The organism is Caballeronia sp. AZ10_KS36 (assembly GCF_023631105.1).
In the GTDB taxonomy this organism is placed as follows: Bacteria; Pseudomonadota; Gammaproteobacteria; order Burkholderiales; family Burkholderiaceae; genus Caballeronia.
On record NZ_JALQDQ010000018.1, the window covers coordinates 458451 to 483429 of the forward strand.

A 24979-nucleotide genomic window follows, 5' to 3' on the forward strand; every position below is an offset into this window, starting at 1 on the left:
CGCTTAGGCCATTGCGCGTTTCGCGCCCGGCACCGAAGCATTCGCCCGCGCCCGCGCCCGCGCTTCCCGCACCCGCAACACCTGCGCCGCGACTGCCAGCGCAATCGACGCCGGCGCTTTATCCACGATTCCTTCAACGCCGATCGGGCACGTCATCTCGACGAGCCGTTCTGCGGCCAACCCGCGCTCCATCAATCGCCGCTCGAACTTGACGCGCTTCGTCTTCGAGCCGATCAGCCCGAAATACGCGAAGTCGTCGCGCCGCATGATGCGCTGCGTGAGCGCGAAGTCGAGCGAATGATCGTGCGTCATCACGACGAAATACGCCCCGGCAGGCGCTTCATCGACGATCGCGTCCGGCACATCCGTCGCTTCGATCTGCACGTTGGCGGGCACTTCGTCGGGGAAAAGCTCGTCGCGCGCATCGACCCATTGGACGACGCACGGCAGCGTGCCCAGCACCTTCACGAGCGCATGGCCGACGTGGCCCGCGCCGAACACGACGACGTGCATCATGACCGCGCGCTCCTCACCGCGTTGACCGCGCGCAGAATCTCTTCGGACGTCGCGGGCGCATTCAGCGGCGGATTCACCTTGTGGTCGTCGACTGCCGAGACCGCATCGCGGATCGCGAAGAAGACCGAAAACGGCAGCAGCAGCGGCGGCTCGCCCACCGCCTTCGAGCGATGAATGCTGTCCTCCGCGTTGCGATTCTTGAAGAGCGACACGCGGAAATCGGCGGGCATGTCGTTGACCGTCGGAATCTTGTAGGTGGACGGCGCGTGCGTCATCAGCTTGCCGTCCTTGTTCCACCAGAGTTCTTCCGTCGTGAGCCAGCCCATGCCCTGCACGAACGCGCCTTCCACCTGCCCGATGTCGAGCGCCGGATTCAGCGACGCGCCCACGTCATGCAGCGCATCCGCGCGCAGCACGCGCATTTCGCCGGTGAGCGTGTCGATCACCACTTCCGACACCGCCGCGCCGTAGGAGTAGTAGAAGAACGGGCGGCCCTGCATCGTCGCCTGATCCCAGTAGAGCTTGGGCGTCGCATAGAAGCCGTCGGACCACAGTTGCACGCGCGCGAGATACGCCTTCGCGACCACTTCGCCGAACGGAATCGCATCCTCGCCGACGATCACGCAGTCGTTGGCAAAGCGCACGCTCGCCGCCGGCACCGTGCCCGCGCCAAACTTTTCCGCCGCGAATGTCGCGAGCCGCTCGCGCAGTTGACGCGCGGCGTCCTGCGCGGCCTTGCCGTTCAGATCCGTTCCGGTCGATGCCGCCGTCGCCGACGTATTCGCCACCTTGCTCGTGTCCGTCGCCGTCACGCGCACGCGGCCGAAGTCGATGCCCAACTCGTGCGCGACGACCTGCGCCACCTTCGTGTTGAGGCCCTGGCCCATTTCGGTGCCGCCGTGGTTCACGAGAATCGAGCCGTCGGTATAGATGTGGACGAGCGCGCCCGCCTGATTGAAGTGCGTGACATTGAACGCGATGCCGAACTTCACGGGCGTGAGCGCCAGCCCCTTCTTCAGAATCTCGTTGTTCGCGTTGAACTCGCGCACGGCTTCCCGGCGGCGGCGATAGTCGCTGGTCGCGGCCAGTTCGCCGATGAGTTCGTGCAGCACGTTGTCCTCGACCGTCTGGCCATACGGCGTGCGGTTGTTCTCCGTCTTGCCGTACAGATTCGCGATGCGGACATCGAGCGGATCGCGGCCCACCGAACGCGCGATGTTGTCCATGATGTACTCGATCGCGAACGCGCCCTGCGGTCCGCCGAAGCCGCGAAACGCGGTGTTCGACTGCGTGTTGGTCTTGCCGCAATGGCCTTCGATCGCGACGTTCGGCAGCCAGTACGCGTTGTCGAAGTGGCAGACGGCGCGCGTCATCACCGGTCCCGAAAGATCGGCGGAAAAGCCGCAGCGCGAGGTCATGTCGACGGCGACGCCCTCGATCACGCCTTCGTTGTCATAGCCCACTTCGAAGTCGTACACGAAGTCGTGGCGCTTGCCGGTGATCATCATGTCGTCGTCGCGGTCGGGGCGCAGCTTCACCGGACACAAGAGCTTCCACGCCGCGAGCGACGCGCAGCACGCGAAGATGCCCGACTGCGATTCCTTGCCGCCGAATCCGCCGCCCATGCGCCGGCATTCGACGAGCACGTTATGCGAATGCACGCCGAGCACATGCGCGACGAGATGCTGCATCTCCGTCGGATGCTGCGTCGAGCAGTAGACGTGCATGCCGTCGTCGTCCTTCGGCACCGCATACGCAATCTGGCCTTCGAGATAGAACTGCTCCTGGCCGCCGAGCTTCATCGCGCCGCGTTCGTGATGCGCGGCCTTCGACATCGCGCTGTCTGCATCGCCGCGAGCGAGCTTCAGCGGATTGAGCACATAGGATTCGGCGCGTCGCGCGTCCTCTGCCGTGAGCACGGCCGGCAAGTCTTCGAATTCGATCGACGCGCGGCGCGCCGCGAGCCGCGCCGTGTCGTGCGACGTCGCGACCACGATGAACATCGGCTGGCCGACGTACTGCACCACAGCCGGCGCGAGAATCGGATCGTCGTGGATGATCGGGCCGCAGTCGTTCACGCCGGGAATGTCGTCGGCGGTGAAGACGGCGACCACGCCCGGCGTCGCGCGCACGGCGTCGAAGTTCATCGATACGATCTTCGCGTGCGCCTTCGGGCTCAGCCCGAGCGCGGCGTGCAGCGTGCCCGCGATGGGCGGAATGTCGTCGGTATAGCTCGCGCGGCCGCTCACGTGCAGATGCGCGGATTCATGCGGCCGCGAGACGTGGACCTGCTTGAACGCGTCGGCGTCGTTGACGAGGGACTGCGCGTCGGCGAGAAAGGCTTCGGCTTGCTGATTCATGTTCGTGTGTCCTTATTTCGCTTCGACGAGTTCGATCGCGCGCACATCCAGCCTCGATTTCGGCACCGGATCGTGCGGGCGCGTCTCCAGCCAGAAGCGGTACAGCAGGCTCTTCGCCGTCTCCAGCCGATAGCTGCTGCTCGCGCGCATGTCGGTGAGCGGCGCGTAGTCCTCGCCGAGCGCGCGCATCGCGGCCTGCGCCGTGGCTTCGTGCCACTGGGCATCGGCGAGCGCGGCTTCGGCGCGCGCGGCGCGCTTGGGCGTCGCGGCCATGCCGCCGAACGCGATGCGCGGCTCGCGGATCACGTCGCCATCCGCGATATACGCGAACGCGGCGCACACGGCGGAGATGTCGGAGTCGAAGCGTTTTGAGAGCTTGTAGGTCCGGAAGCGCAGATTCGCGCGTTTTCCCGTGCGCGTCGGCACGCGCACCGCCGCGACGAATTCATGCTCGGCCATGTCCTTCTTCTGATACGCGAGGTACAGGTCTTCGAGCGGCATCTCGCGCGTGCCGTCGATGCTCGCCAGCACGACACGCGCGTTCAGCGCGATGAGCCCGGGCATCGAATCGCCGATGGGCGAGCCGTTCGCCACGTTGCCGCCGAGCGTGCCCGCGTTGCGGATCGGCAGCGACGCGAACCGCTGCCACATTTCTTCCAGCTCCGGATAGGTCTTCGCGAGTTCCGCATACGCGCGCTCGACGCTCACGCCCGCGCCGATCTCGATCCACTCGTTGGTCGTCTCCACGCGCCTGAACGCATCGATCTGTCCGACATAGACGATGTCGCCGATATCGCGCAACTGCTTCGTCACCCACAGGCCGACGTCCGTGCTGCCCGCGAGAATGCGCGCTTCCGGCTTCTCGGCCTTGATCTTCGCAAGCGCTTCGACCGTGCGCGGCGCGTCGAATTGGCGGCCGGCGTGCTCGTAGTGGAAGGTGTCGTCGCGGGCGATGGTGTCGAGCGTGCGGGCGAGCGACTGCACGTCGACGGGCGCGAGCGGCGCGTGATCGAACATGCGCTCGGCCGCGTCGATGATCGGCCGGTAGCCCGTGCAGCGGCACAGGTTGCCGGTCAGCGCGTTGCTGATCTCCTCGCGCGAAGGCGTCGTGCGGTGCGCGCAGCCGGTGGTCGCGTGGCCGTGCTTCTCGTAGAGCGCGAACATCGACATGGCGAAGCCCGGCGTGCAGAAGCCGCACTGCGACCCGTGGCAATCGACGAGCGCCTGCTGCACCGGATGCAGCGTGCCGTCGGGCTGGCGCAGGTCTTCGACGGTGAAGAGCGCGCGGCCGTCGAGCGTCGGCAGGAACTGCACGCACGCGTTGACCGCCTTGAACGCGACGCCGCCCGCGCCGTCCGGCTCGCCGACGACGACCGTGCACGCGCCGCAGTCGCCTTCCGCGCAGCCTTCCTTCGTGCCGGTGCAGCGCGCGTCTTCACGCAGATATTGAAGGACGGTGCGCGTGGGCGACGCGCCGCTCACTTCGCGGATCGCGTTGCGGTGATAAAAGCGGATCGGCTGGGTCATGACGAATGTCTCGCGGGGCTTCATGGCTTCTTGCTGGTTGCGCGGGGTGCGCAGCCGGTGGCGGAGAGGTTCGGGCCGGACATTTTTTCGGAATAGTCCGACCGCCTCGATGGTTCGAAAGCTATCACCGCCAAAATGCAGAACCCATAGCGGACATTGCATGAGCGACATATTCGCCCCGCGATAAGTCGCCAGCGCCTTGCCCGACAAGGCTTACGGCGATGCGGCCCGACCGTGCTCCGGGCGAATTTGGTCCATCTAGTTACAAAACGGCTGCGACGCTGCGCCGCAACATATGGGACAATCACGCCTTCGCGCCGAATTCAAGTCCGCACTTTCCCTATGTCCACCCAGCCCCGCACCGCCGCCGCGCCGCAAGGCGATTTCGCCGTCACTCTCCGGATCGTGTCGGTCGTGCTGTACACGTTCCTCTGCTATCTGACGATCGGCATTCCGCTCGCGGTGCTGCCGGGCTTCGTGCATACGGACCTGGGCTACGGCTCGGTGATGGCGGGCGCGGCGATCAGCGTCCAGTACTTCGCCACGCTGCTGTCGCGGCCGCTCGCGGGCCGCACCGCCGACACGCTCGGGCCGAAAAAAACCGTGCTCTACGGGCTGGCCGCCTGCGCGGCGAGCGGCGTGCTGCTGCTGTGCTCGGCGCTCGCCGCGCAATGGCACGCGGTGAGTCTCGTGCTGCTGGTGATCGCGCGGCTCGTGCTCGGCTTCGGCGAAAGCTGGGTCGGCACCGGCTCGATCACATGGGGCATCGGGCGCGTGGGCGTGGCGCACAACGCGAAGGTGATCTCGTGGAACGGCATCGCGACGTACGGCGCGCTTGCCATCGGCGCGCCGCTCGGCGTCGCCATCGACCATTCGCTCGGCTTCGCGTCGCTCGGCTTCATCGTGATCGCGCTCGGCGGCATCGGCTACTGGCTCGCGACGCGCATGGCGAGCGTGCCCGTGGTGCACGGCGAGCGCATGTCGTATCGCAGCGTGTTCTTCCGCGTGTTGCCGCATGGGCTCGGACTCGCGCTCGGTTCCGCGGGCTTCGGGTCGATCGCGACGTTCATCACGCTTTTCTATGCCGCGCACCACTGGCCGAACGCGGCGCTTTCGCTGACGGTCTTCGGCACGACGTTCGTCGGCGCGCGCCTCCTGTTCGCCAACACGATCAAGGTCTACGGCGGCTTTCGCGTCGCCATCGTTTCGTTCGCGCTGGAATGCGCGGGCCTGCTGATGCTGTGGCTCTCCGCCGAACCCACTTTTGCGCTGGCGGGCGCGGCCCTGACCGGATGCGGCTTCGCGCTCGTATTTCCGGCGCTCGGCGTGGAAGCGGTCGGCCTCGTGCCGCCCGCGAGCCGTGGCGCGGCGCTCTCCGCGTACTCGGTGTTCCTCGACTTGTCGCTCGGCCTGACCGGGCCGCTCGCCGGCTATGTCGCGGGCGAGTTCGGCTACGGCTCGGTGTTTCTGTTCGCGGCGCTGGCGGCGGCAGCGGCGGTCGCGTTGTCGGTGGCGCTCTACATGCGCGCCGGGCGCGGCGTGGGCGGCCCGGCGACCGCGTGAACGGACGTTTCGCGGATCGCTCGATGCTCTTCCCCGAAACAGCAGGCAAACGCCGGAAATTTTGCCCGCTCTTTGTCTTAAAATCGCCGCTTGGCCCCACAGCGTCCGATTTATGAACTCGACCACGGAAGACCGCTGGCGCGACTTGCGCCCGGACCCGGACAGCGACACTCCGCTCTATCTTCAGCTCGCCCGCAAGCTCGCCAACGCCATTCACGACAATCGCTGGAACGCGGGCGAAGCGCTCCCGTCGGAGCGCGTGCTTTCGGAAGCGCTGGGAGTTTCGCGGATCACCTCGAGAAAGGCCATCGCGCTGCTGGTCGAACAAGGGCTCATTCGACGCGAACAGGGCGCGGGCAGCTTTATCCGGCCGCGCTATGAAGACCCGCTCTCGCGTCTGTCGAGCTTCTCGGAGATGCTGCGCCGGCGCGGTTTCCAGCCGAGTTCGAAGTGGCTTTCGCGCACCATCGAGCCGGCCAATCGGGAAGAAGTGATTCAGCTCGGCCTCTCGCCCGCGGCCACTGTCGCGCGGCTCAAGCGCCTGCGTCTTGCCGACGACACCGTGATGGCCGTCGAGAACTCCACCTTCCCCGCCGCGCTGATTCCCGATCCGCTCGCCATCGGCGATTCGCTGTACAGCTATCTCGACACGCGCGGCCTCTCGATCGTGCGCGCGTTGCAGCACTTTCGCGCCGTGAACGCGACCCCGGAGATCGCCGAACAGATGGGCATTGCGCCGCACGACGCGCTCTTGCTCATCACGCGCGTGGGCTACACCGCGGATCAGCGCGCGATCGAATTGACCGATACCTACTGCCGCAACGACTACTACGACTTCGTTGCCGAGCTTCGCAAATAACGAGGTCGCCCGCCATGACCGACACCGCCACAGTCCAGCCGTCCGACCGATCGCTCACCATCATGCTGTGGCTCGTCGCGACGGGCTTCTTCATGCAGACGCTCGACTCGACCATCGTCAACACGGCGCTGCCCGCGATGGCGCGCAGCCTCGGCGAAGCGCCGCTGCGCATGCAGGGCGTCGTCATCGCCTACTCGCTGACCATGGCGATGATGATTCCCGTCTCCGGCTGGCTCGCGGACAAGCTCGGCACGCGGCGCGTGTTTTTCAGCGCGATCCTGATCTTCACCATCGGCTCGCTGTTGTGCGCGAACGCGCAGTCGCTCACTGGACTCGTCGCGTTTCGCGTGGTGCAGGGCGTGGGCGGCGCGATGCTGCTTCCGGTCGGCCGGCTCGCCGTGCTGCGCGTGTTCCCGGCGGAACGCTATCTCTCGGCGCTCGCGTTCGTCGCGATTCCGGGGCTGATCGGACCGCTCATCGGTCCGACGCTCGGCGGCTGGCTCGTGCAGATCGCGTCGTGGCACTGGATCTTTCTGATCAACGTGCCGGTCGGCGTGATCGGCTGCATCGCGACGAATCTGTACATGCCCGACAGCCGCAATCCCGCGACCGCGCGCTTCGATCTAGCGGGCTATCTGCTGCTGGCGGTCGGCATGGTGGCGCTGACGATTTCGCTCGACGGGCTCGCCGATCTCGGCCTTCAGCACGCCATCGTGCTCGTGTTGCTGATTCTGAGCGTCGGCTGCTTCGTCGCTTACGGGCTGCACGCCACGCGCGCCGCGCAGCCCATCTTCTCGCTCGATCTCTTCAAGATTCACACGTTCAGCGTCGGCTTGCTCGGCAATCTGTTCGCGCGAATCGGCAGTGGCGCGATGCCGTATCTCATTCCGCTCTTGCTGCAAGTGAGCCTCGGCTACACGGCGTTTCAGGCCGGCATGATGATGCTGCCCGTCGCCGCCGCCGGCATGGCGAGCAAGCGGCTCGTCACGCGGCTGATCGAGCGCGTCGGTTATCGGCGTGTGCTGGTGACGAACACCGTGCTCGTCGGCCTGATGATGGCGAGCTTCGCGCTGACGACCGCGCATCAGCCGCTGTGGCTGCGGCTCGTGCAGCTGGCCGCGTTCGGCGCCGTCAACTCGATGCAGTTCACCGCGATGAACACGCTCACGCTGAAGGACCTCGGCACCGGCGGCGCGAGCAGCGGCAACAGCTTGTTTTCGCTCGTGCAGATGCTGTCGATGAGTCTCGGCGTGACCGTCGCGGGCGCGATTCTCTCGACGTTCACCGGCCTGCTGCCGCGCGTCACCGAAACGAATACGCTGCCGGCGTTTCACGCGACGTTCCTGTGCGTGGGCGTCATTACGGCGGCGACCGCGTGGATCTTCGGACAACTCGCGCCGGAAGTGCGCGGTGCGCGCAAGAAGCCGGATCCGTCGGAAGCGAACTGAGCGGCATTCACCATCCGGACGTGCGCCGCACCGGGGCGGTGCGCGCGGCACCGCGACGCGACGCCCGACGTCCCTCTCCCGGCAATAAGCGGACGAATGCACGCGCCCCACTGCGCAAAACCGCGCCGATGCTCGATTCGCATGCTTCTTGCTCGAACGATCGGATGCGATCTTGTAAACTGCCGCTATCTCATAAAGCCGATCGACGCCCGTTAGACCATGAGCATGGTTGATCTCGACCCTCCCCGCTTCCAGCCGCCGCGCCCCGTTGCTGGCGACGACGGCTCGCGTCGCACCGTGCTGTATGGCGAATACACCGTCTTCAGCGTGTTTCAGCCGGTGTTTTCGGTGTCGCACCGGCGGGCGATCGGCTATCACGCGTCGCTGCGCGCGCGCGACGAGACGCATCGTCATGTGCCGTCGCACGAAGTCTTCACGCAGGCGGCCCGGCGCGGCGATTTGCTGGAACTCGGCCGGCTCGCCGAATCGCTGCATCTGGGCAACTTCAACGCGTTCGACAGCCACGACGAATGGCTTTTCCTGAGCCTGCACCCGGCTGCGCTGATGGACACGAGCTACGGCGACGCGCTGCTCGCCGCGCTGAAGGACATCGGCCTGCCGCCGCAGCGCGTGGTGCTCGAAGTGCCCGAACAGGCGGGCGGCGAGACGACGCGCTTTTCCGAAATCGTCGATTCGCTGCGCAAATCCGGCTTTCTGATTGCGCTCGACGGCTTCGGCGTGAAGCATTCGAATATCGACCGCGTGTGGCAGTTGCGGCCGGATATCGTCTCGCTCGACCGCTGCATTCTCCAGCAGGCGACCGAGCATTCGCATATCGAACGGGTGTTGCCGCGGCTCGTGTCGCTACTGCACGAATCCGGCCAGCTCGTGCTGATGGGCGGCCTCGCCACCGAACGCGACGCGCTGATCGCGCTCGAATGCAACGTCGATTTCGTGCAGGGCGCGTATTTCGCGCAGCCGAGCGTCGAAGCCGTGCACAGCGAAGTCGCGGCGAGAACCATCGACGCGCTCACGGCGGCATCGCGCGAACGGGTCGCGGCACGCGAGCGCGCGCAGGCCGCGCGGCTCGAACCGTACGTGAGCGGACTGGAACGCGCCGCCGTCAAGCTGATGGAAGGCGAGGCTCTCGCCGCCGCCACGAGCGAATTGCTGCAACTCGCCGACACCGCGCGCTGTTTCCTGCTCGACCACGCGGGCCGGCAGATCGGCGACAACGTCGTGCCCGTGGTGCGCACGTCGCAGCGCGCGAAACGCTTCAGCCCGCTGCTGCATTCGGAAGGCGCGAGCTGGGAACGCCGCCCCTATTTCATCGAAGCGCTGCGCGCGCCGGGGCGCGTGCATCTGACGGCGCCCTATTTGTCGATCAACGAGGCCCATCTGTGCGTGACGGCGTCCATCGCGGCGCAAACGCCTTACGGGCTTCAGGTCCTGTGCGTCGACATCAACTGGGAAGGCGTGCCGAAGCGCCGCTGAGAAGCCTTTCTTTCGATGCGGCGCTTACTTAACAGCGCCGCATCCGTCCCCGAAAGCAAGTGGTCCCAAATAATCCACAATACCTAGGGGAAACACATACCGTACTGTCTCGGGCGCGCGACACGAGTGCCCTAACGCACAGAGCTGGAAAAAGAGCCCTCGTTATTCTGTACGCAAACGGTTCGGCGGCGCTCGCCCGAATCTCACGACGAATGATCGCAACGAGGAAATCATGGCCGAAGCTAGCGTTCCCCTGTGCGTCGATCTGGACGGCACGCTGACCGCCACCGATCTGCTGGTCGAATCGTTCCTCGTGCTCGTCAAGAAAAATCCGGTCTACATTTTCCACTGCTTCGTCTGGCTCCTGCGCGGCAAGGCGTATCTGAAGGCGCAGATTGCAGAGCGCGTGGCCATCGACGTGTCCGTGCTGCCGTATAACGCGCGTTTCGTCGAATATCTGCGGGAGCAGCGTCAATCGGGACGCGACCTTTATCTCTGCACCGCGTCGAACAGACAGTTCGCAGAACAGATCGCCAAGCACTTCGGCATCTTCACGGGCGTGCTCGCGAGCGATCACGCGCACAACCTCAAAGGCAGCAACAAGGCCGGCGCGCTCACCGAGGAATTTGGCGCGCACGGTTTCGATTACTGCGGCAACGCGCTCGCCGACGTGCCGGTCTGGAAGGCGTCTCGGCAGGCGATCGTCGTCGGCAATCGGCACATCGCGGCGGCAGCGGAGAAGGTGAACAAGACGATCGTCTTCTTCGAAGAAAAGCGCTCGCTCGTTCGCCTGACGCTCAAGGAAATGCGCGTGTACCAGTGGGTGAAGAACCTGCTGATTTTCGTGCCGCTTCTCGCGTCGCACCGCTTCACCGATCCGGCGATGCTGCTCGACGAAACGCTCGCGTTCTTCTCGTTCAGCTTCTGCGCCTCTGCGGTGTATCTGCTGAACGACATGCTCGATCTCGACTCGGACCGTCGCCACGCGAAGAAGCGCAACCGGCCGTTCGCGTCCGGCCAGTTGCCGCTGACGTACGGCATGGCGCTCACGGTGACGCTGCTCGTCGCGTCCGCCGCGCTTGCCGGGCAACTCCCGCCCAACTTCCAGCTGGTGCTCGGCGGCTACTTCATCGTGACGCTCGCGTATTCATTCAAGCTCAAGCGCCTGATGCTGGTGGATGTGTTCACGCTCGCCGCGCTTTACACGTCGCGCGTGATCGCGGGCGGCGCGGCGGCCGATATCCTGCTGTCGGACTGGCTCATCATGTTCTCGGTGCTCATCTTCCTGAGCCTCGCGATGGTCAAGCGTTACACCGAACTCGACGCCCTCTTGCGCGACGGCAAGGTGTCGGCGGCCGGGCGCGGCTACGTCACGCAGGATCTGGGCATTCTGCGCTCGTTCGGCACCGCGTCGGGCTATGTCGCCGTGCTGGTTCTGGCGCTGTATCTGAACTCGTCGGACGTGCGGCTCTTGTATCGGCATCCGCACGCGCTATGGGTGCTCTTCGGGCTTCTGCTGTACTGGGTGAGTCGCGTGTGGATGCTCGCGTTTCGCGGCGAGATGCACGACGACCCGATCGTCTACGCGATCAAGAACCGCCTGAGCCTTCTCGTCATCTGTCTATGCATCGCCACGATCGTTGCGGCGATTTAGCTCCCAACCTAACTGCGCTTCATGCAATACATCACGCTTCTTCTGAGCGGCACGTGCAGCGCGCTCGCGAGTATCTTGCTGCGTCTCGCGGGCACGCTGCCGGCGAGCGGCCACGCGCTTGTGTTCGGCATGGAGCCGCGCGCGCTCGTCTACCGGCTCGGGGCGATCGGCGCCTATGGCGCGGGCTTCGTGTTGTACGCGCTCGCGCTGCGTCGCGTGGAACTGAGCGTGGCCTATCCGCTGATGGTCGCGGTGACGATACTCGAAATCATGCTCTTCGGCGTAGTGCTCGGCGAAGCGATGTCGCTGCGCACGCTTGCCGGCGCCGCACTGTTGATCGCAAGCGTTCTGCTGCTTTACGCGCCCGCTCCGGCCACGGCCTGAGCTGCGCGAATATCAAATAGAAGAAGTCGTATCGGGGATACTGTCATGCTGATTTCACGGGCTGCCACGGGCAAGTCCGCGCCGAGTCTCGGCGCGATTTCGACGGCGCTGATCGTCGTTGCACTGGCGATGATCGCGGCGCGCGTGCCGCACGTCTACGCGCAGTTCCGCGCCGATCCCGCGAATGCGTTCAGCGACTTCAACTACTACCTATACGCGTTCACCACCGTGCTGCGCCATCCTGCCGATGCGACGGTGCTCTACGATCACGCGGGCCTCGTCGCATTCATGCGCTCGATCGGCGCGCGCGATACGGGCATGGACGTGTTCTATGCGTATCCGCCGCAATTCGCGTGGCTGTTCTCGCCGCTCGGCGCGCTCTCGCCGCTCGCGGCGAAGGCCGTGTGGGTCGGCGGATCGCTGGTGCTATTCGCGCTGGGCGTGGCGATGGTCGCGAAGCTCGCGTATCGGGGCGCGGATCGCGGCGTCGTGCTGCTGATCGTCGCCCTCGCGCTGTTGAGCCGCCCGTTCTTCGACGATGTCTACTGGGGCCAGTCCAATGAGTTGCTGTTCTTCCTGCTCGCGGCGACGTTCTTCTTCCTCGATCGCGGTAATCGCGGAGTCGCGGGCGTGTTCCTCGGCGCGGCCATCGCGCTGAAGGTGACGCCCATCGCCATTGCGGGTCTTCTGCTCTTGCGACGCGAATGGCGCACTGCCTTCTTAACGTTCGTCACGTCCGTCGTGCTGACGGCGGTCACGGCGTGGACGCTCGGCTTTCATGCGATCTGGCATTACATGGTGTCCGACATGCCGCGCCTCAATGCGCAGAACCTGATGCTCGGCGGCGCGCCGATCAACGTTGCGCTGCGCGGCGGCCTGCAAACGGTGATGGAAAGCGCCGGCCTCAGCGCGTCTCAGCCGCTGCTCGGCGCGGTATGGATCGCCACCGCCTCGGTTGTCTGCACGCTGGCCGTGGTGCTGGTGGCACGGCGACACGCGGACCGCCGCATCGACTTCGCGCTCGCCACGATGACGATGCTCGTCGCATCCCCGATGCTCGAACCGGTGCATCTGGTCGTTGCGCTGATCCCGGTGTGCATTCTGTTCGGCACGGCGTTCGAGCTGCCCGGCGCGCGGCTATCGCTCGTCGCGCCGCGCGTCGAACTGATGCTCGCGAGCTTCGCGATTGCGGTGATGGCGTTCGCGTCGCGCGGCGCGAGCTACACGGTCGCGGTCTGGCTGCTGTACGCGCTGCTCGTCGCGCGATACTTCGCGACCGGCGGCGTCACGCGCTTTCGTTCGATTCCGGGCGCAGAAGATCGAACGCCGCCAGCGCGAGCACACCCGACAGCACGATGAGCGCGGCGGAGTGTCGTCCGAAGTAAAGCAGCGCGGCGGAAGTCCACGCCGCGAGGCAGAGGGCAGCGAAGCGTTTCATGAGGAAGCGGTGGTGCAGGAAAGACCGCTATTCTATCGGGCGGGCGTGGATGAACGCATGAATGGCCGCCTGCGGCGTTGCTGATGGCATCAGCTCGATTGCGTCAGCCGGGGCTTTGGTTTAGCGTGCACCGCCCCTCGGCCCGCAACGACACCACCCCTACTGCGCCGCCAGATAAAACGCCTGGTCCCGCTGCGGCGTCACGCCGACCACGGTCAGCAAGCCATTCACGACCGTCGCTTCGAGGGGCATCGACACGTTGTTGAGACCGCACAACGCGCCGCTGAATTCAGCGTGCCGTCGAGCAGATGCTTGCCGGTTGCGCGTGGCTTGAAGCTGCCCGTGAACGTGCAGGCGCTCTGCGTGCCGTTGGCCGTGCCGCCGCTGGCGGGCCTGGGAAACGCCCGGTACAGCGGAGGCCACTGCCGCCTTCATCTCCTGCGACCGCCTGCCGTCGGTCACTGACTATTCCCGACTTCGTTCGATGAAAAGACGCAGAGCTTGCCCGACCGGTAGACCGGAACATGACTGCCGGCGACGCCGCAATCATCCACCACCATCCCGATGGCGTGACTTCGTGCATAGGCCATGCGTTCGGCAAGGCTTGCGGCACGGATACTCCCCAACATCCGCTCGTGCCAGATAGGGTAATAGCTCGGCTGCCATAGCGCCGCAGCGCCATATTTGCCCATGATCCATACCTGGCGATGCGACATCGTGGGGAAAACCTCGCTGCCGACCAGCAGATCCGTCATGCGCGATGGCGCCGCCGGCAGAGGGCTGCGTTCGTGGAGCCGCATCACCGGCAAGAGGAAAACCGTATCGGGCGGTGTATGGGCTTTCGCCCAGCCAGCGACGGCGAGCCAGTGTGCGCGTTCTGCGGCGGCGTATGAAACGCGGCGATATTGCTTGACGATGATGGCGACGGTTCCCGCGGCAGTCACGGTCAACAGCAAAGCCGCCACGATCGGGCTCGCGAGACGCGCACCGGGGTTCCAGAACTTGCGCCCCACGAGCACCGGAAACAGCATCACGGCGCCGAAGGGGCTGGCAACCGCCGAACACGTCAGAACAGGCGCCCATAAAAAGCGATCCGCCTGCCTCGCTGACGTCATCCATCGCGTGATGAGGGCTGCGAGCGCGAGTCCGGCCAGTATCTGCAGGTACGTCGTCGAGCGCAGCAGGTGAAGGTTGAACAGCGTGGGCGAGCTAGTGATCAGCGGCAGCGCCGCGCCCACCGCCCAGATCGCCAGCAATACACCCGTCAGCGCGTAGATGAGCCGCGCCTGATCTCGCGGCAACTGCGATGCCGACACCAAGGCGGTCGCGATAACGACCGCAAAGCCTACGTACTCCCTGACTGCCAAGTGCATCGCCAGAAAATGATCGGGCCAATGCTCGAGCAGAAAGACTCGGAAATCGTAATCGGGTCGTCTTCCCAATTCCGGATTGTGCGCGAGGTTGGCCAACACCGGGAGGGCCAGCACGACACACGCTAGCAAGCCGGGCCAACTGCTGCGCGCGAGACGGCCGATGGAGAGTCCTTCTTCGCGCCATTGCAGCCAGACCATCGTCGCGATGAGCGGCGCAAGCCAGACGGCCATGAAGATGTTGAGCGCGAATACGAGCCCCGCAAACGCCAGCGCCCAGCCATAACGTTGGCGCCACACGAGCGACAGCGCGATCAGGCTCAAGCCATTGCCGAGTTCGGAGTGGGTGAAAGAACTAATGACGATTCCGCCCTCTCCGGCGAAAGATACCCCGCGCAGCAAGCCGATGACCGCGCTCAGCAGCATGAAAATCAGCGTCTGAGTTCGCCCTTTGAGACCCAGAACATCGATCCATGAGCCGATGCCTGCGAAGAAAAGCAGTCGGGAAACGAACAGCCACGGCAGGAAAAACTTCAGCACATTGCTGTCGTCGGCGATGCCCGCGTGCAGGAGCCAGAATACGGAAGCGAAATAGCGTAGAGACTGAATGAAGGCATCGTGTGCGAACTGCGGTTCGCGCCACAATCCCTCCAGAATCGGCAAGTGGAAGATATTGTTATTGTCGATCGTAAAGCCGGTAATCGCTATGGACAGCAGACTAACGCCGGTCACCAAGGCCGCCCAGCCGCGCCAACCGAGCCCTTGTTCCGTGGTTCGAGGCTCAGTACTGCCGAACTCCTGAGCTGTCTCGACGGATTCGACCGGCACCGTTTTGCTCATTGCAGGAAACGGCCGTCCTTACGGACGTCGCCCGATTGCGACAGCTTGTCGACATCGTTCTTCCTCGTCGAACGGGAGTTCAGAACCGTTTCCTGACTGTCGAATGGAATCGTCATGGCTTGCGCGAGGTTGAACTTCTGGTGACGGAAGCTATCGCCTGGGGCAACAGGAAACCACGAAAGTCGTATCGAACAACTTCTGCAACTTCACTGTATAGAGGAAGCGAGGCGACGCAATCGGACACACTGACTCACTCATCTGCCACGGTATCGGCCGGCGATTACTCATACAACCATCGGGGAGCGAGCGCGCCGCGCGATTTTGCGGCATTGTCATGACCGGCTCTCGTCGCAATCGATTCGCGTCGGCCGGCATGTCGTCACTGCAATTTGTCGTTATAGACGCAATCCGGCGGCGAAGCCAGTTGGATTAGGGGACCTATCGTGGCGCCGTCGCAGAATTCAGCACAGCGAATGAAATCGTGCGCGCCTTGTCCTCCGCCGACTCTGAAAAACAAGAAAGCCCTCGCACGGAGGGCTTTCAAATTCTTAACATCCAACGAACTTCGCGGCACTCACCAGCGCTATCTGGTCAGCGCCACGAACTTACGCGCCGAAATTCTTCGAAGCGAAGTCCCAGTTCACGATGTTCCAGAACGCCTCGATAAACTTCGGACGCGCATTGCGGTAGTCGATGTAGTACGCGTGCTCCCACACGTCCAGCGTGACGAGCGGCTTGCTGTCGGTGGTCAGCGGCGTCGCGGCGTTGCTCGTCGAGACGATATCGAGCGAGCCGTCCGTCTTCTTCACGAGCCACGTCCAGCCCGAGCCGAACGTGCCCACGGCGACCTTCGCGAACTCTTCCTTGAACTTGTCGAACGAGCCGTATTTCGCGTTGATCGCGTCGGCCAGCGCGCCGGTCGGAGCGCCGCCGCCGTTCGGCGACAGGCTGTTCCAGAAAAACGTGTGATTCCACGTCTGAGCTGCGTTGTTGAACACGCCGCCCGACGACTTCTTCACGATCTCTTCGAGCTGCATGTTCTCGAATTCAGTGCCCTTGATCAGCTCGTTGAGCTTGGTCACATAGGTCTGGTGGTGCTTGCCATAGTGAAACTCGAGCGTTTCTTCCGACATGTGCGGAGCAAGCGCGTTCTTGTCGAACGGCAGCGGCGGGAGCGTATGTTCCATGATTGCGAGCTTCCTTTCTATGTGGATTGTGGGACTTTGAGGAGTGAAGCAGTGGAGCAATGGATTGTAGGCGAGTTGGGATAACCCCGCAAACCGCCCGCCTTTATGAGGAAGATCGCATTCATACCGCCAGAAGCGGCGTAAAAAGTGCTCGCGGCCGCGCCTCGCGCCACGTCGAAATTACGCCGTGGCGCGAGCGCGAAACGCGTCAGAATTCGTCGGACAGGCGCGGCTGGACGTCGGCGAGAACGACATCCGCCGAGCCTTGCGCGAGGTGAACCGTGAGCGCGCGTTTGGGCTTCAGCGCGTTCGGCGCACGCAGCGCGCGGCCCGTCTGCGTGTCGATGAGCGCGGCATAACCGCGTTCCAGCGTGCGCTGCGGACTCAGCACCTGCAAGCGCGCCGCCAGCTCCGACACGCACGCCTTCTCGCGCTCGCGACGACGCTCGTTCGCGCTTTCCATGCGCTGCGCGAGCCGCAGCACGTGCTCGGTCTGCGCGGCGACGTCCGGCCGCCTGCGCTCGAAGCGATACCGCATGAGCGCGAAGTGCGCGCGGGCATCGCGCACGGGCCGCGCGCCGGCACTTGTGAGACGGCTCGCGAGTTGCCGCAGATGCACGCGCTGCCGCGCGAGCCGCTCGGCGGGACTCACGAGCCTGCGCGCGAGCCAGTCGAGTTGCTGCGCGCGACGCTCCATCGTGCGGCCGAAGGCGCGCGCGAGCGCCGCGTGGCGATGATCAAGCTCGCGCAGCAACAGCACGCGCTGCGGACTCACGAGTTCGGCCGCGCCGGTCGGCGTGGGCGCGCGGACATCGGCGGCGAAATCGGCGATCGTGAAATCCGTCTCGTGACCGACGCCGCTCACCACGGGCAGGTCGCTTGCCGCGATCGCTCGCGCGAGCACTTCCTCGTTGAACGCCCACAGATCTTCGATGGACCCGCCGCCGCGGCACACGATCAGCACATCGACTTCGCGCCGTGCGTTGGCCGCTTCGACCATCGCCGCGAGTTTCGCGCCCGCGCCGGTCCCCTGCACCGGCCCCGGATACACGATCACCGGCACATGCGGCGCGCGGCGCGCGAGCGTCGTCAGCACGTCGCGCAATGCGGCGGCCTGCAAGGACGTGACGATGCCGATGCCGCGCGGATGCGTCGGCAGCGCGCGCTTGCGCTCGGCGGCGAAGAGACCTTCGCTCTCCAGTTGCGCCTTGAGGCGCAGAAAGGCTTCGTACAGGCGCCCCTGCCCCGTGCGCCGCACCGCTTCGACGCTCAGTTGCAATTCGCCGCGCGGCTCGTACATGGTGACGAGCGCGCGCACTTCGATCTTGTCGCCTTCGCGCGGCACCAACTCGGCGTACTGCGCGCGGCTTCGGAACATCACGCAGCGCATCTGCGCGTTGGCGTCCTTGATCGAAAAGTACCAGTGGCCGCTCGCGGCGCGCGTGAAGTTCGACACTTCGCCCGATACCCAGACGAGCGGAAACGACCGCTCCAGCATCGTGCCGATCGCACGGTTGAGCACGGAAACGGGGATAACGGCGTCGCCGCCTGGCGTCGGCAAGGAATCGGGAGTCATGGTTCGGATCGATGATAAGTGCGTCGCCCGGCGCGGTCCGCCTGGCAAGGCCCCGCCAGTGTAGCAAGTGTCCACACAGAAGAACTTACCGACGCCGTATCAAGGCGCCCGCCGGACGCCCATGAGTACGTGGCAAGTCACTGATTCCACACGGTTTCTCAAAGCAAGTCAGGCAAATTCCCGAAGCAACTCTTTCCTGAAGCGGATTTCGCCTTTTTGGACGGCAAGTTCTTCACAGAGTTATCCACAGTTTGATCCGCGCCGCGAACAGCCGCACCGACTGGCGAAGAGCGCGTTCGCGCGCTAGAGTGCCGGGTCGTGCACCGGCTCGCAAGGTTCCGAGGTCGTTCAGGACCTTTGAACGCGCACCGCCGGTCGAACCGTTCAACGCATACCTAAATCGAAGGAGTTGCCGTTGCGCGCCCTGCCGTACCCGACATCGTTCCCGCGTTTTTGCGCATTGCATGCCGTCCGCGCGAAGGCGGTCCATGTCTGATTTCAAGCCGCCGATCGAAAACTTCTTCGCCCGCGAATGGCGCCGGCGCGGCGGCGTCGCGTGGGCGCTGACGCCCTTTGCGTGCGTATTCGGCGCGATCGCCGCGACGCGCCGCGCGCTCTTCGACCTGGGCTGGATGAAGCGCGTCGATGTCGGCGTGCCGGTGGTCGTCGTCGGCAACGTGACCGTCGGCGGCACGGGCAAGACGCCGACCGTCATCGCGCTCGTCGAGGCGCTGCGAGCGGCGGGCTTCCAGCCGGGCGTCGTCTCCCGTGGATACGGCGCGAAGGTCGCCGAGCCGACGAGCGTCACGCCCGCGAGCATTGCCGCACAGGTCGGCGACGAGCCGCTTCTGATCGCGCGCCGCACGCACGCGCCGGTGTTCGTCTGCCCGGACCGCGTCGCCGCCGCGCGCGCCTTGCTGAACGCGCATCCGAATGTGGACGTGATCGTGAGCGACGACGGCCTGCAGCACTATCGCCTCGCGCGCGTGTTCGAGCTCGTCGTGTTCGACGACCGGCTGGGCGGCAACGGCTTCCTGCTGCCCGCGGGTCCCTTGCGGGAGCCGATGTCGCGCCATCGCGATGCCACGCTCATCAACAGTCCCTACGACCGCACGCTGCCGCCGTGGCCGAACACGTTCGCGCTCGACCTCGAACCCGGCGACGCGTGGCTGCTCGACGATCCCTCCGTGCGCCGTCCGCTCGCGCAGTTCGCCGGCGAGAAAGTGGTCGCGGCGGCCGGCATCGGCTCGCCCGAGCGTTTCTTTGCGACGCTGCGCGCCGCGGGCATCGCGCCGACGACGCGCGCCTTCCCCGATCACTACGCGTACCGCGAGAATCCGTTCGCCTCGGTCGAAGCGGACGCGATCCTGATCACGGAAAAGGATGCAGTAAAATTCGGGGCCTGGCGCGACGCGCGCATCTGGGTCGTTCCCGTGCAAGCCGTGCTCAGCTCTCGCCTCATCGCTCTCGTTGTGGAGAAACTCCGTGGACGCACGTCTGCTTGAAATCCTCGTCTGCCCGATCTGCAAGGGCCCGCTCAACTACGACCGCGCGGCACAGGAACTCGTCTGCAACGCGGACAAACTCGCGTACCCGATTCGCGACGGCATTCCGGTGATGCTCGTGGACGAAGCGCGCCAGACGGTCGAAGGCACGCCCGTCACGCCGCTGAAGCCGGTCGGCGACCTCTGAAGTCATCGTCATGTCCGTGCCGTTCATCGCCGTCATTCCCGCGCGTCTCGCGTCCACGCGGCTGCCGAACAAGCCGCTCGCCGATCTCGGCGGCAAACCGATGGTCGTGCGCGTCGCCGAGCGGGCGCGCGAGTCGGGCGCGAGTCACGTGCTCGTCGCGACGGACTCGCATCTCGTCGTCGAAGCGGCGCGCGATCACGGCATCGAAGTGATGCTCACGCGCGCCGATCATCCGACCGGCACCGACCGCCTCGCCGAAGTCGCCACGCGCCTGAACTGGAGCGACGAGACCATCGTCGTGAACGTGCAGGGCGACGAACCGCTGATCGACCCGCAACTCGTGCGCAATGTCGTCACGCATCTCGCGGCGCACGGCGAATGCGCGATCGCGACAGCCGCGCATCCCATTCACGATCCCGCCGACGTCTTCAATCCGAACGTGGTGAAGGTCGCGCTGGATGCGAAAAGCGTCGCGCTCTACTTCTCCCGCGCGCCGATTCCGTGGTCGCGCGATGCATGGCAGCCGCACTGGCCCGACATCGCCGCGCTGTCCGCGCTGCCCGCCGTGCCGGACAACGTGCTGCGGCATATCGGCCTCTACGCCTATCGCGCGAAGTTTCTGCGCGACTTCCCGAAGCTCGCTCAAGCGCCCATCGAAGCGGCCGAAGCCCTCGAACAACTGCGCGCGCTGTGGCACGGCGAGCGCATCGCGGTGCTTGTCACGCAAGACGCGCCGCCGCCCGGCGTCGATACGCCCGCGGATCTCGCGCGCGTGCAGGCCTTTTTCGCGCGCGCGAACTGAACGCATCGCGCAACCGGTGTATACCCCGCCAAACGCCCGCACGGCGGGCGTCTTAGCGGTTTCCATAATCGCTATCACGGCCGCGATCGTAATGAGGCGTGGCATAATCAAGCGATTGCGCGAGCCTTCCGGTCAGCGCCACGCTCAACGTTGCGCCGCTGTCCGCGGGTGCCGCGCTGCCTGTCGAATCGGCCGCGCCGCCTGTCGTCGACGCCGCCCGAGCGTCGCCGCCGGATGTCACGAACCTCGCGCCAGCGGTTTCTAGACGATTCGGAGATATCACCATGCGTTTGATCCTGTTGGGCGCACCCGGCGCGGGCAAGGGCACCCAGGCAAACTTCATCAAGGAGAAATTCGGCATTCCGCAGATCTCCACCGGCGACATGCTGCGCGCCGCCGTGAAAGCGGGCTCGCCGCTCGGCGTCGAGGCGAAGCGCTACATGGACGCGGGCGAACTCGTGCCGGACCTGCTCATCATCAATCTGGTGAAGGAGCGGCTGCGGGAAAGCGACTGCGCCAACGGTTATCTGTTCGACGGCTTCCCGCGCACCATTCCGCAGGCGGAAGCCATGAAGAGCGCGGGCGTCGTGATCGACTACGTGCTCGAAATCGACGTGCCCTTCAACGAGATCATCACCCGCATGAGCGGGCGTCGCGTGCATGCGCCGTCGGGGCGCACGTATCACGTCACGTTCAATCCGCCGAAGAACGACATGGTGGACGACGTGACCGGCGAGCCGCTGATCCAGCGCGAGGACGACAAGGAAGAGACCGTGCGCAAGCGTCTCGACGTGTACGACGCGCAGACGAAGCCGCTCATCGCGTATTACAACGACTGGGCGAAGTCGGGCGCGACCGAAGACGGCCTTAAGGCGCCGCAATACCGGCGCATTTCGGGTTCCGGCAGTGTCGATGAAATCCGCGATCGCGTGTTCGCTGCGCTCAAGTAAGCAGCCGAACTGCCAAGAAACCCGCTCCGAACGAGCGGGTTTTTTTATGCGCGCTCGCGGCAACGCGTTGGCTACAATCGACGCGTCGCCCGCGAGGGCCATACTACAAGGAGAAAACACATGGAGATGAAAGACAACGTCGTGTTGATCACGGGCGGCGCGTCGGGTCTGGGCGCGGCGACCGCGCGCGTCGTCGCGGCCAATGGCGGCAAGCCCGTGATCGCCGACATGAACGAAGCCGCGGGCGAAGCGCTTGCGCGTGAATTGTCCGGCGTGTTCGTGAAGTGCGACGTGAGCCGCGAAGACGACGGACAACGCGCCGTCGATGCCGCGACGAAGCTCGGCAACCTGCGCGGCCTCGTGAACTGCGCGGGCATCGCGCCCGCATCGAAGACGGTCGGGCGCGACGGCCCTCACCCGCTCGATCTGTTCAGCAAGGTGGTCGCGGTCAATCTGATCGGCACGTTCAACATGATCCGGCTCGCGGCCAACGCGATGTCGCAGAACGAGCCGAACAGCGCGGGCGAGCGCGGCGTGATCGTGAATACGGCGTCGGTCGCGGCGTTCGACGGGCAAATCGGGCAGGCGGCGTATGCGGCGTCCAAAAGCGGCGTCGTGGGCATGACGCTGCCGATCGCCCGCGATCTCGCGCGCAGCGGCATCCGCGTGATGACGATTGCGCCGGGCATCTTCGAAACGCCGATGCTGCTCGGCATGCCGCCCGACGTGCAGACGGCGCTCGGCGCGATGGTGCCGTTCCCTTCGCGCTTCGGCAAGCCGGACGAATTCGCGATGCTGGTCAAGCAGATCTTCGACAACCCGATGCTCAACGGCGAAGTGATCCGCCTCGACGGCGCGATCCGCATGCAGCCGAAATAAAGGCGCCGCTCGAATCTCGGCTCAGTCGCCGTTTTCCTGCGTGCGCAGTCGCAGATCGTGCAGCTCCGACTCGACGACGGTGGCATCCACCGCGTCGGGGCGGTCTTCCAGATAGCGCTCAAGGTCTTCGAGCGCCGGGCGCAAATAGTCGAGACGCGCGTACGCGAAGCCGCGGTCGCGCACTTCCTCGATGCTGTCCGGCAGCGCGATCACCAGCCGCTGCTGCACGGCAAGCAGACGCTGCCAACGCTCCGTCTGAAGATAGATGCTCTTGAGGTTGCGCAGCATTCGCGCGACGATTTCACGGCGCGTCGCGGGCTGCAACAGCACGCGCAACGCGCTGCCGATCGATTCGCCGACGCGCTGCACATACGGCTCCAGCATTTCCACCATCTGCGCTTCGGAGAGCGACTGGCCGGTGGTCGGATCCAGCATGAGATCGCTGCCCGGCGTCGCGACGCGCAACAGGAAATGCCCCGGAAACGACACGCCCTGCACCGGCAAGCCAAGCTGCTCGGCCATTTCCAGATAGATGACGGCAAGCGAAATCGGGATGCCGCGCCGACGCCGCAGCACCGCGTTCAGATAGCTGTTGTCGGGGTCGTAGTAGTCGTTCAGGTTGCTGGAGAAACCCAGCTCGCGGAAGAAATAGCGATTGAGCGCCTCGACGCGCTGTTTGACATCCGCGTCCTCGGGCATGCGGCGGCGCGCGCGCACGACCAGTTCGTCCAGTTCCGCGAGCACCGCCTGCATGTCGACGTCCGGATAGGCGTCCTGCGCGAGCGACAGCGCGGCCTCCGTGAGCGGCAGGCTCTCGTCGTCGGCCATCAGGGCCGAGAAGTAGTCGAGGATACGCGTCGTCGTCATCAATGCGCTCGTCTCTTGAAGTAAGCGTATTTGAAGCCCATTGCGGAAAGCATACCGAAATACAGTCCCGCGAACACAACCAGGCTAGCTCCGAGCAGCATGATTCGTGCGAAGGGTGTCGCGCGCATGGCAATCCAGTCGAAATTGGCCGACACCCAGTGCATCACGCCGGCGAGCACGAGACACGCGCCGACCAGCTGCACGAAAAAGCGCGTCCAGCCCGGCGACGGCTGATAAATCCCGCGGCGGCGCAAGCCGATGAAAAGCAGCAGCGCGTTGGCGAGCGCGCCGAGGCCGATGGACAGCGTCAACCCCGCGTGCGAGAAAATCGGCACGAAGATGTAATTGCTCACCTGCGTCATGATGAGCACGCCGACGGCGATCTTCACCGGCGTCTTGATGTCCTGCTTCGCGTAGAAACCGGGCGCGAGAATCTTGATGAGGATCAGCCCGATAAGGCCGATGCCGTACGCCGACAATGCGCGGCCGACCATCACGACCGAATGACCGTCGAACTTGCCGTAGTGAAAGAGCGTCGCGGTGAGCGGCTCGGCGAAGAAGAAAAGCGCGACCGCGCTCGGCGCGGCCAGCAGGAAGGTGATGCGCAAGCCCCAGTCGAGCAGCGCCGAGTATTCGTCGGCGTTGGCGTCGACGTGCGCTTTCGACAGACTCGGCAGGAGAATGGTGCCGAGCGCCGCGCCGAGCAGCGCGGTCGGGAATTCCATCAGCCGGTCGGCGTAGTTGATCCACGACACCGCGCCCTGCCCGATATTCGACGCGATATTCGTGTTGATGATGAGGCTCAGTTGCCCGACCGACACCGCGAAGGTCGCGGGCACCATCTTCGCAAGCACGCGCTTGACGCCCGGATGCGCGAGCGCGCGCCGGAAGTTCAGGCCGACGGCCGGCATCATGTCGATCTTCTTCAAGCCGGGCAGTTGCACGAGGAATTGCAGCAGGCCGCCCGCGATCACCGCGTAGGCGAGCGCGTACACCGGCACTTTCATGTGCGGCGCGACGAACACGGCCGCGAAGATGAACGCCACGTTCAGCAGCACCGGCGCGAACGCGGGCAGCGAGAACTGCTTGTACGTGTTGAGGACGCCCGAGGCGAGCGTCGTCATCGAAATGAAGATGATGTACGGGAACATGATCCGCGTCATCTCCACGGCGAGGCCGTACGCCGCGCCGTCGTGCTTCAGTCCCGACGCGACCGCGAACACGACCCAGCTCGCGCCCGCCATGCCGGCGAGCGACAACACGACGAGGCCCCAGGTCAGCACGGTCGACATGGCATCGACGAGCGCCTTGGTCGGATCATGCCCCTTGCTGTTCTTGAACTCGGCGAGGATGGGCACGAACGCCTGCGCGAACGCGCCTTCCGCGGACAGGCGCCGCAGCAGGTTCGGAATGCGGAACGCGACGTAAAACGCGTCGGTGTAGAGACTGGCGCCGAAGGCTCGGGCGATCAGCGTTTCGCGGATCAGGCCGGTCACGCGCGACAGCAGCGTGAAGCCGCTGACCGTCAGGAGGGCTCGGAATAGATTCATGGGGCGCTTATTATACGGGCCGA

The 24979-nt window shown here is 65.1% G+C and carries 21 protein-coding genes; 12 read left to right on the forward strand and 9 right to left on the reverse strand.

Annotation, left to right across the window (positions count from 1 at the left end):
- Window positions 1-3: 3 nt before the first annotated feature.
- The 3 genes from xdhC to xdhA are packed head-to-tail and all read right to left on the reverse strand — an operon-like array spanning window position 4 to window position 4403.
- Window positions 4-516 carry a xanthine dehydrogenase accessory protein XdhC gene (gene xdhC / locus NCR35_RS12310; RefSeq protein ID WP_250534553.1) on the reverse strand — a complete coding sequence of 171 codons (513 nt, stop codon included), beginning with the start codon at window positions 514-516 and terminating at the stop codon, window positions 4-6.
- Window positions 513-2876 (reverse strand): xanthine dehydrogenase molybdopterin binding subunit, encoded by a 2364-nt coding sequence (gene xdhB, locus NCR35_RS12315; RefSeq protein WP_250534554.1) that lies wholly within the window; start codon window positions 2874-2876, stop codon window positions 513-515. Before xdhB ends, xdhC begins: the two co-directional genes overlap by 4 nt.
- 12 nt (window positions 2877-2888) lie before the next feature.
- Window positions 2889-4403, reverse strand: a complete 1515-nt coding sequence (gene xdhA, locus NCR35_RS12320; RefSeq protein ID WP_250534555.1) for a xanthine dehydrogenase small subunit — start codon at window positions 4401-4403, stop codon at window positions 2889-2891.
- 342 nt (window positions 4404-4745) lie between these two features.
- Here xdhA and NCR35_RS12325 point away from each other — a divergent pair, with 342 nt between their 5' ends.
- The 7 genes from NCR35_RS12325 (at window position 4746) to NCR35_RS12355 (ending at window position 13164) form a co-directional block, all read left to right on the forward strand.
- Window positions 4746-5966, forward strand: coding sequence for an MFS transporter (locus NCR35_RS12325; RefSeq protein ID WP_250534556.1), 1221 nt, complete (start codon window positions 4746-4748; stop codon window positions 5964-5966).
- A gap of 112 nt (window positions 5967-6078) precedes the next feature.
- Window positions 6079-6825, forward strand: a complete 747-nt coding sequence (locus NCR35_RS12330; protein ID WP_250534557.1) for a GntR family transcriptional regulator — start codon at window positions 6079-6081, stop codon at window positions 6823-6825.
- A 14-nt stretch (window positions 6826-6839) separates the two neighbouring features.
- Window positions 6840-8273, forward strand: a complete 1434-nt coding sequence (gene mdtD / locus NCR35_RS12335) for a multidrug transporter subunit MdtD (protein WP_250534558.1) — start codon at window positions 6840-6842, stop codon at window positions 8271-8273.
- A 219-nt stretch (window positions 8274-8492) separates the two neighbouring features.
- A complete protein-coding gene (locus tag NCR35_RS12340; protein ID WP_250534559.1) occupies window positions 8493-9767 on the forward strand; it encodes an EAL domain-containing protein in 1275 nt (424 codons plus the stop codon).
- Between the two features lie 232 nt (window positions 9768-9999).
- Window positions 10000-11421, forward strand: a complete 1422-nt coding sequence (locus tag NCR35_RS12345) for a UbiA family prenyltransferase (RefSeq protein WP_250534560.1) — start codon at window positions 10000-10002, stop codon at window positions 11419-11421.
- Between the two features lie 21 nt (window positions 11422-11442).
- Window positions 11443-11805 (forward strand): DMT family transporter, encoded by a 363-nt coding sequence (locus tag NCR35_RS12350; RefSeq protein ID WP_250534561.1) that lies wholly within the window; start codon window positions 11443-11445, stop codon window positions 11803-11805.
- Window positions 11806-11850: 45 nt separating this feature from the next.
- Window positions 11851-13164, forward strand: a complete 1314-nt coding sequence (locus NCR35_RS12355; RefSeq protein WP_250534562.1) for a glycosyltransferase family 87 protein — start codon at window positions 11851-11853, stop codon at window positions 13162-13164.
- Between the two features lie 238 nt (window positions 13165-13402).
- On the opposite strand, the gene NCR35_RS12360 is transcribed toward NCR35_RS12355, so the two are convergent.
- From NCR35_RS12360 to xseA, 4 genes are all read right to left on the reverse strand, one after another.
- Window positions 13403-13705 (reverse strand): hypothetical protein, encoded by a 303-nt coding sequence (locus tag NCR35_RS12360; protein WP_250534563.1) that lies wholly within the window; start codon window positions 13703-13705, stop codon window positions 13403-13405.
- Window positions 13702-15453 carry a hypothetical protein gene (locus tag NCR35_RS12365; RefSeq protein WP_250534564.1) on the reverse strand — a complete coding sequence of 584 codons (1752 nt, stop codon included), beginning with the start codon at window positions 15451-15453 and terminating at the stop codon, window positions 13702-13704. The genes NCR35_RS12360 and NCR35_RS12365 overlap by 4 nt, the downstream gene beginning before the upstream one ends.
- Window positions 15454-16058: 605 nt before the next feature.
- On the reverse strand, window positions 16059-16640 hold the full coding sequence (locus tag NCR35_RS12370; RefSeq protein ID WP_175944843.1) for a superoxide dismutase: 582 nt from the start codon (window positions 16638-16640) through the stop codon (window positions 16059-16061).
- A gap of 208 nt (window positions 16641-16848) precedes the next feature.
- Window positions 16849-18216 carry an exodeoxyribonuclease VII large subunit gene (gene xseA, locus NCR35_RS12375; RefSeq protein WP_250534565.1) on the reverse strand — a complete coding sequence of 456 codons (1368 nt, stop codon included), beginning with the start codon at window positions 18214-18216 and terminating at the stop codon, window positions 16849-16851.
- Window positions 18217-18704: 488 nt separating this feature from the next.
- On the opposite strand from xseA, the gene lpxK reads away from it, so the two are divergent.
- The 5 genes from lpxK (at window position 18705) to NCR35_RS12400 (ending at window position 22539) form a co-directional block, all read left to right on the forward strand.
- Window positions 18705-19721 (forward strand): tetraacyldisaccharide 4'-kinase, encoded by a 1017-nt coding sequence (gene lpxK / locus NCR35_RS12380; protein WP_250534566.1) that lies wholly within the window; start codon window positions 18705-18707, stop codon window positions 19719-19721.
- Window positions 19702-19908 carry a Trm112 family protein gene (locus NCR35_RS12385; RefSeq protein WP_206466865.1) on the forward strand — a complete coding sequence of 69 codons (207 nt, stop codon included), beginning with the start codon at window positions 19702-19704 and terminating at the stop codon, window positions 19906-19908. Before lpxK ends, NCR35_RS12385 begins: the two co-directional genes overlap by 20 nt.
- 10 nt (window positions 19909-19918) lie before the next feature.
- On the forward strand, window positions 19919-20710 hold the full coding sequence (gene kdsB / locus NCR35_RS12390) for a 3-deoxy-manno-octulosonate cytidylyltransferase (RefSeq protein WP_250534567.1): 792 nt from the start codon (window positions 19919-19921) through the stop codon (window positions 20708-20710).
- 284 nt (window positions 20711-20994) lie between these two features.
- Window positions 20995-21660, forward strand: coding sequence for an adenylate kinase (gene adk, locus NCR35_RS12395; protein ID WP_250534568.1), 666 nt, complete (start codon window positions 20995-20997; stop codon window positions 21658-21660).
- 120 nt (window positions 21661-21780) lie between these two features.
- On the forward strand, window positions 21781-22539 hold the full coding sequence (locus NCR35_RS12400; RefSeq protein ID WP_250534569.1) for a 3-hydroxyacyl-CoA dehydrogenase: 759 nt from the start codon (window positions 21781-21783) through the stop codon (window positions 22537-22539).
- A gap of 21 nt (window positions 22540-22560) precedes the next feature.
- On the opposite strand, the gene NCR35_RS12405 is transcribed toward NCR35_RS12400, so the two are convergent.
- On the reverse strand, window positions 22561-23406 hold the full coding sequence (locus NCR35_RS12405) for a SirB1 family protein (protein WP_244847157.1): 846 nt from the start codon (window positions 23404-23406) through the stop codon (window positions 22561-22563).
- A complete protein-coding gene (murJ, locus tag NCR35_RS12410) occupies window positions 23406-24956 on the reverse strand; it encodes a murein biosynthesis integral membrane protein MurJ (RefSeq protein WP_284502971.1) in 1551 nt (516 codons plus the stop codon). The genes NCR35_RS12405 and murJ overlap by 1 nt, the downstream gene beginning before the upstream one ends.
- Window positions 24957-24979 lie beyond the last annotated feature (23 nt).